We start from the raw sequence: 7,872 nt of genomic DNA, 5'->3' as shown, positions 1-7,872 counted from the left end.
CAGCTAATAGTGTTATGAGCAAGTAGCAAAGCGGATTGCGAATATCCGCTTGACTTTACGTTGCACTAATACACTAATCCTGTGAATAACTCCAAGCTGCCTTAATCTGTTTTACAACTCTGGAAAGCTGCCATCTCTTTTTTGAATTTGATATGCTGTTTGGATCATTTATAACAAGCCTTCCTTTTGAATCAATTCCCCTTATAACAATGAAATGTCCCTCTGTAGTAAAATCTCCCGGTGACATGCTGCATATCAATGGTCTTTTTTCTTTTAGTTCTTTTCTTATGGCTGAAGCATTTACAGATACTTTCCTTACTGAAAGTTCAAGGTCTTTCGCCCCCTCAGTCATCAATGTCCATGATGTTCCGGAATCGCTGTTGTAATAGTTATTGTTTGAACAGTACTGTGCGATATCTGCCGGTGTCATCGCTGTATCCTTCGTAATCCCTGCATAAACCATTGCAAGACATGTAGGTCCGCAGCCATTTACTCCTATTATGGAATCTCCATACTTTACATATCCCCATCTGACATCCCACTGCTGCAATGCTGGAATTCCTTTTCTGACTTCTTTCGTACTAAGCCTGCCATTTGCCTCACTGTCATTCTCATGTTTTGGATACCCTGAAACAAATTCAATTGTTTCAGGATTCTTAACAGCAAGTTCTAACAGTTTTTTCGGATATTTTGACATGTTCATAATTATATCGCTAACTTCACTATATTTACTCTCAAGTTTTAACAGCTTATCATAAACATCCTCATATCCCTCTGGTACATTAGCCGGAACATTTTCATGCATGCTTTCAGGTGACGCTGTCGGCTTCATGGTTTCGACAACGGTTTTCTGCGTATCTTTTGCAGTATCTTTATTTTTGCTGTTAAAAAACAGACCTTTCACTATTGAAAAAACTCCAAATGCCGCAAGCAGTATAACTATCAGAAGAATGGCTCTTGCAATCATAACCTGCCTTCTTCTTTTTCTCCTGCGTATCCTTCTTTCAAGATATCTTCTATACTCAAGTTCCTCACGTGTCAATTTACCAAAGCCCCTCTCTTGATGCTGTTACATTTCCTGTTCCATAAGCTTTCCCATGAGTTCATCAAATTCATCTGAAGTAATCTTCTCATCCTCAAACGCATCTGTTATAAGTTCCTCAAGTTCATCCCACTCATATTTACTTTTTTTATCTTTAAGCTTATCTATCTCCTTATTCCACGATATATATCCTGCACTTTTTCCTTTATCTGCCATCAGACAACTTCCTCCATATCTTTTTTAAATAATAATAATACATTATACAACACTGTCCGTCAAATTTTCAAACCATTTCGTTAAGATAAAATTTAATCTTTGAAAAAATCATCTCTCCAAATGCCGCGATCGTCATCTTTTGGTAAAGCCCTTCACCACTTTCCCCCTCTCTTATCAGACTCATCCCGCCAAGCTCTATATCCCATCTTCCATTATTTTCCTCTATGATATCGTCCTCTATCTCTATGTGATATTCTTCGCAAATGCCGCTGAAGCTTATCATTTTGACAAATGCCCTTATATCAACTATCCTTGCCATAAGCAGATTTTTTATATTTTCTTCTGAAATAAAAAAAGCAAAACTATCGTTTTGTTCTTTTACAAAATATGATTCATCAAATATAATTTTATGGTTTGAGCCTTCATTTTCTGATTGTTCATCTGCATACTGAAAAACCTTTTCAATAAATACATCAGAATATCCGTCATCGGCAACAAATTCAACAATTTCAGGTTCTTCCTCACATATATACATGGCATAACCTTTAACCATGTTTTCTTCCATAAGAACAAGCACCGAACCACCACATGCCTGCATTTCCTTATCTTTATGAATAAAATACTCCCTGTCCCTTATGACAAAACACTGAAAATCATTTTCTAATTTTGCAGACGCATATCCTGAAAGCTCACTTTTTTCGTTCTCTGACAGTTCAGCAAATTTTCTTATCGTGCATTTAGAATATAATTCGTCCAAATTCATTTCTTTTCTTATTACATTAAAAGAAGTTACACCATACATTCCCCTGAATCCATATGGTGTATATATCTTCTCTGATGCCGGCATAAGATAAACAAATGGTGCATTTTCATTATATAGTTTTTTTAACGCATTTCTTAACAGAAAGTCCATAAAACCCTTGTGCCTATGCTCTTTATTTGTACACACTCCGACAATATAATATATTGTCTCCTTCTTTCCAAACAACTCCATATTATAAGGATTTAAGTGCAGCATACTCTTATCTCCATACAAAAATGTTATGCTTTCCTTCCATCTGTCACTAAAATAATAATGAACATACTCATCACTATCCTCAAAATTATTCTGCCACAGCTTTTTGCATATATCCATTATCTCATCAGTCTGATGTTTTGCACCGACAATCTTAAGCCTTTCCTTAATCATTGCTTTTTCCAATCTCCCTTTTTACCATCATATCTATAAGAATATTTCCAACAGGCCCCTGCCCTTTTTTACAGTAAAACATGTTTTTTACTCTTTCTCTTTCTTCTCTGCCATAATCTTCACCACTCTCTATAACACCGCATATCTGTTCAAAAAGTTCGTCAAAATTCTTCGCCTTATTCCCCGGTGTGACATCCTCGTAGTCAAAATACATTTCCCTGTCATTTTTAAGATAATGCTCATAATCATAGCAGTAAAATAGCAGCGGTCTGTCGAGCAGCAGATAATCTATATATATACTTGAATAATCCGTTATAAGTGCTTTTGATTCAATAGTAAGTATCTGTGTGTCCATATCTTCTCTTGTAGCATCGATTATGTGGGGATAATTTTCTAAATCTTCCACTTCATCCCTGTGGTAAAAATGCTTTTTGACAACAAGATAGTAATCTTTCCTCGAAAGATAACTCTCCAATCTGTCAAGGTCAAATAATTCTTTTATATGAATCGGTTCTTTTCCCTCATTTCTATGTGTCGGGCAGTATATTATGATATTTTTTCCTGGAAAATACGGCTCTGGCTTTTTATCCTCAAAAAAGATGTCACTTCTTGGCTGGCCGAGACATATTATCTGGTCTTTCCTTCTTCTGAAGGCACTCTGATATATCGGTATAAACATTTCACTCGTCGCTACAAAATACATCTTTCCAAGCGGGATATAGATAAGACTGTCCCTCAGTTTCTGTTTAGGACTGTCCCAGTTTTTTTCATATTTATTGTCATAGCATACTTTTTTCAGAGGAACACCATGCCAAAGGTCTATTATTATGGCATTTCCAAGAAATGTATGTTCAAGGTCACTTATGCCATTTGAGATAACTGCATATTTGGCACGAAGCTGCACCCATCTTGCTTTTTTTGTCCCCCACAGATACGCTTCATATCCAAGCTGTCTGATATGTTCGACAACAGTCCTGTCCTTTGATATCCATACAGCTCTTATATCATCCCTTTCTGACGCTTCTATAAACAACTGCTTTGAATTATCTGCAAAGCGTTCCCCAAGCCACGCCCCACATACACACAATCCGTAATCTCTGGGCATAAGCATAGTAAGAAACATTATAAAGTACTTTCCGGCAACCTTTACCGCCTTAAATATCTTAATTAAAATCTTCATAATTACCCCCAGATGACTTGCATTATTTTTCTGATAGTGCCTTTTTTCCACACATTATTTTTTTTATAAAACATAATGCGGTAAAGCTTTGAACGGCTGCCAAGTCCGGCATATCCATTCATAAGCCTGTATTTGCCTTCAAGCTTTTCTCCCGTCATCTTGTCCTTATACAATTCTAAGAAAAACGCTACCTGTTCCTCAGACTTTCTCATCGCCTCTTTATAAGATTTCCTTCCGTCACCAAGTCTTTTTATAAGATAATATATATTATTATTATCCTTTGCACCAACACTGTTATCACCGTGTTGTCTGTAACTTAACAATGGTCTTTTTATAACTGTTATCTTTCCAAAAACTGATGCGTACAATGCAGCAAAATAATCATGCATGATAACCTTGTCATCAGATAAATGATTAACAATGCCCTCAGAAAGCCTTTTATTACACATCATAGTACAGCCTGTGACATGATTCTGTATTATCAGTTTTGAAAGTCCTGAATCGGCATCTATATGTGACAGTCCAAACATTGACTCCGAAAGAACATTGCCATTTTCATCTATAACTTCAACATCACCATGGACAAGTAAAGGCGTTTCATTTCCATATTTTTTTTCAGCATTCAGCATCGCTTTATAAGTCACCTCTAACTTGTCATTCTTCCACACATCATCCTGATCTGCAAACATAACATATTGATCAGTTTGCACATCCTTTAAAAGATGTGCAAAATTTTTCTTTGCAGAACCACTTGGCTTTTCATTAACTTTTATTACGACCTCCTGTTCTGTCTCAGCCGCAAATTTTTTCAAAATATCTACAGTTTTATCCTTACTTCCATCATCTCTTACAACAAGTTTCCACTCTTTGTAAGTCTGTTCTTTTATTGACCTTAACTGTTCCTCTATATACTCCTGACCATTAAAAGTCGCCATTATAATCGTAATCACAACAAATCTCCATTATAATTTTTTGTTTCTCCATATATTTCTTACACTATGGTCTGGCAACGATCGACCCTTCAGCATAATACCCATCTGTCCTGTTTGCCCATGTAGCATTTAATATCGGTTTTCCATTTGAAGCAATTCCAGCACAGCTGTATCCTGCAAACATCTCAACATGATAAACACCTTTAAATCTTCCATTATTTACTCCCTGTTTAAATATAAGATCTCCGGCATTTAATTTCATATTTTGTACCTGACTATCTTTAAGACCTGAACTGACTCTTTTTCCTTTTGTCCAGCACCATTTACATAGGTCAGCCGCTACAGGAGCATAACTTTTTGCTCCAAAATAAACTCCATACTTTGAGTAAGAACGCCAGACAAGTGAACTACAGTCATAATATCCTTTCTCCATTCTCTTTGACTGGCTGTATTTTCCTTTTCCGATGCTTCGTGCTCTCTTTATAACATTATAAATTTTAGGTGACACAACTGATACCGCACAGCCAATTTTTGTTCCATTCACATTTGCAATAACAACAGCATTTCCAATTTTTTTACTTTTAATATTTCCGTTTCCGCTTACTTTTACTACTGATTTTTTAGTTGAAGTCCACTTTATTCCTTTTGAAACTCCTTTAACCTTGATCTTTGCACTTTTTCCCTTTACTATGAGAAGTGAAGTTTTATTCATATCTATGCTTACAATTTTTATACTTACTTCAAACTCTTTTCCATATATTTTAAATGTAACATTGGTCTGTCCTGTATTGTATGCCCATATTGAAACAACATTATTGTTAAGTGAAGCAGATATATCCATCGCACTGTTTGAATTCTTCACAACATCAAATCCTATGTCAGAGTTACTTTCATCTAAAAAAATATCACTTTTTAATTGAAAATCAAACTGTGTATTATAATCATATGAAGTTATATATCTTGTCTGACTTGTACTTTCCAACTCTACACCTGACATGTCCGGATATACACAAAGGCTAAATGTATATCTGTCCCAGTAAGTAGAATCATCATCGTAAAAACCATCTGAATCATAATCATCATCATCGTCAGAAATATATCCTGAGTACTCACCGCTGTTTCTATTGTATGTAACATCAGCATATATATTGATTCTTCCTGAACTTACTGCTTCATAACTTGCCGTAAAATTCTCTGAATCAGTCACCCTGACTATATCCTCATCACTCGTGCTCCATTTCACTGACTCTATAGCATTATCAAAATTTTCATAATTTACGATAGAAAATAAACCTTTATCATTTACTGAAACCGTATATTCTCCATCTTCATTTTGTGCATCAAATACTATGTTCTTCTCATCACTCTGTCCGGCTGCGACATTAACACTGGAAACAGTCTTTTTTACACCAGATATATGTGTGGCAGCAGATACATTATCAGTAAATGCCATAGACGAAAGCATTGTCAGACACATTGCAACAGCAAGTCCTGCCGCCATTATCCTGTTTTTTATATTTCTTCTGTTTTTCATCCTCTATACCTATCTTATTTTTTAAGTACAAAATCCTCTTGCAAGCAAGTCTGCATCTTTTTACGACCTTTTGACTGATATCATTTTATTTTTTCAATTATCTTGTCTGCAATCTGTGCCGGTACATATCCGTCTGTTTCGATAATTATATCTGCCGCAGATTTATACTTTGGTTCCCTTGCGTCCATAAGTGACTTTATGTAAGGTACATTCATATTTCCATTTAATAGTGGTCTGTTTGTACTGTCCTTTACATGCGAATAAATATTCTCTGGTGTCGCTGTAAGCAGTACAACCTGGCCTATTTTTTTCATTTTTTCCACATTTACCTCACGCATTGCCATTCCACCACCACATGATACGATACATGGTTTCATTTCTCCGATCTTATCTATCAGCTCTGTTTCTTTTTTTCTAAAATATTCTTCTCCCTCATCAGCAAAAATATCAGAAATACTCTTGCCCTCCTGTTCCACTATCATAGCATCAGTATCAATTTCTTTAACACCAAGCTTTCTACTTAAAACTCTCGATGTGCTTGTTTTTCCAACTCCCATAAAACCGATCATAAAAATGTGTGTTTCCATTTTATTCCTCCATCAACAATATTTTTTAAAGCATATCCAATATAAGTTTCAGATCATCAACATTTATCTGTCCGGGTGCACTCGCTTTTCCAAGGCATCCAAATGTCACTGCTGAACCAAAACTTCTTCCGGCTATTCTGCTTACCTTTCCAATCTCTCCCATAGACATTGTTATCACAGGTATATCTTCATTTTGAATCACAAAATCATCAGTTGCACTCATAAGCCTAAATACATCGGATCTTTTCTCAGGCATGCATGCCATCTTTGGTATATCTGCACCTATTTCTTTCATATATGTAAGTCTTTCCTGTATTTCATCATATAAAGGTGTCTTTTCAAAATCATGATAAGAGCCAACCACGACTGATCTTTCTTTTAGTCCTTTAATGAGTTTTTCAATTTCTATTTTATCCATGAAATATGCCTCAACATCTATCATGTCTATATAACCGCTTTCTGACAATGCCTCAAGCATTTTGATGTAACTGCTTTTTTCTATATCTTTTTCTCCGCCCTCATTTTTTGTACGGAAAGTTGCAAGTAGCGGCTTTTTTGGAACAACAGCCCTCAAAAGCCCGGCAGTTTCGATCAATTTCGCGGTATTAAAGCAATCTTCAAAAAAATCAATCCTCCACTCAATGATATCAACACTTTTTTTCGCCATAAGGTTCTCACCCATCTCAAGAATATCTTCCTGATACTTTTCAACTATCGGTGCACATATTTTCGGCACTTCTGTACCTATCTCAACATTTTTGACTTTTACCATCATTTTTCCTTTCCTTTGCACATTATTGAACGAAAAAAGTAGAGCAACCTGTGTCTAAAAACCACAAGCCGCTCCGCTTTAAAATGCATCATTCATCATCAAGAGACTGTTTCACACCTGCTGTAACAGCAGTAACCGCAGCCACAACAACCACTACAGCTATAACAACAATCCCTATCACTCCGGCTATCAATGCCATATTCATCCTCCTCAATATAAACGATTAAATACAAGTTATATTTATTATAAGTGAATATTTGTAAATTGTAAACACACTTTTTATTTATATCTTTCTAGTGTAATTCCCACTATCTGAACAGTTTCGGGACTTTTACCCATTAGAGCGTGCCCATGGCGCACAACAATCGAGTAGGAGGGAAATTTAACTAAATTTCCCGACCTCTCACACCACCGTGCGTA

General features: G+C 35.9%; 8 protein-coding genes. All 8 read right to left on the bottom strand.

Features of this window, described 5'->3' with window-relative positions:
* Positions 1 to 73: 73 nt before the first annotated feature.
* On the bottom strand, positions 74 to 1,042 hold the full coding sequence (locus tag KQI69_RS08600) for a C39 family peptidase (RefSeq protein ID WP_216564969.1): 969 nt from the start codon (positions 1,040 to 1,042) through the stop codon (positions 74 to 76).
* A gap of 27 nt (positions 1,043 to 1,069) precedes the next feature.
* Complete coding sequence (locus KQI69_RS08595) at positions 1,070 to 1,258, bottom strand: hypothetical protein (RefSeq protein WP_216564968.1); 189 nt, start codon at positions 1,256 to 1,258, stop codon at positions 1,070 to 1,072.
* 67 nt (positions 1,259 to 1,325) lie between these two features.
* On the bottom strand, positions 1,326 to 2,447 hold the full coding sequence (locus KQI69_RS08590) for a GNAT family N-acetyltransferase (RefSeq protein ID WP_216564967.1): 1,122 nt from the start codon (positions 2,445 to 2,447) through the stop codon (positions 1,326 to 1,328).
* Positions 2,440 to 3,627, bottom strand: a complete 1,188-nt coding sequence (locus tag KQI69_RS08585) for a CDP-glycerol glycerophosphotransferase family protein (RefSeq protein ID WP_253289071.1) — start codon at positions 3,625 to 3,627, stop codon at positions 2,440 to 2,442. Before KQI69_RS08585 ends, KQI69_RS08590 begins: the two co-directional genes overlap by 8 nt.
* 2 nt (positions 3,628 to 3,629) lie before the next feature.
* Positions 3,630 to 4,577, bottom strand: a complete 948-nt coding sequence (locus KQI69_RS08580) for a glycosyltransferase family 2 protein (RefSeq protein WP_216564966.1) — start codon at positions 4,575 to 4,577, stop codon at positions 3,630 to 3,632.
* A gap of 46 nt (positions 4,578 to 4,623) precedes the next feature.
* Positions 4,624 to 6,093 (bottom strand): NlpC/P60 family protein, encoded by a 1,470-nt coding sequence (locus KQI69_RS08575; RefSeq protein WP_216564965.1) that lies wholly within the window; start codon positions 6,091 to 6,093, stop codon positions 4,624 to 4,626.
* 80 nt (positions 6,094 to 6,173) lie between these two features.
* Complete coding sequence (locus tag KQI69_RS08570) at positions 6,174 to 6,680, bottom strand: shikimate kinase (RefSeq protein WP_216564964.1); 507 nt, start codon at positions 6,678 to 6,680, stop codon at positions 6,174 to 6,176.
* A gap of 25 nt (positions 6,681 to 6,705) precedes the next feature.
* Complete coding sequence (aroD, locus tag KQI69_RS08565; protein WP_216564963.1) at positions 6,706 to 7,455, bottom strand: type I 3-dehydroquinate dehydratase; 750 nt, start codon at positions 7,453 to 7,455, stop codon at positions 6,706 to 6,708.
* Between the last annotated feature and the right edge of the window lie 417 nt (positions 7,456 to 7,872).

This window comes from Eubacterium sp. MSJ-13, assembly GCF_018918235.1.
Taxonomy (GTDB): Bacteria; Bacillota; Clostridia; order Lachnospirales; family Lachnospiraceae; genus Butyribacter.
The sequence above is the reverse complement of the archived record's forward strand: the minus strand, read 5'-3'. Positions and strand labels throughout refer to the sequence as shown.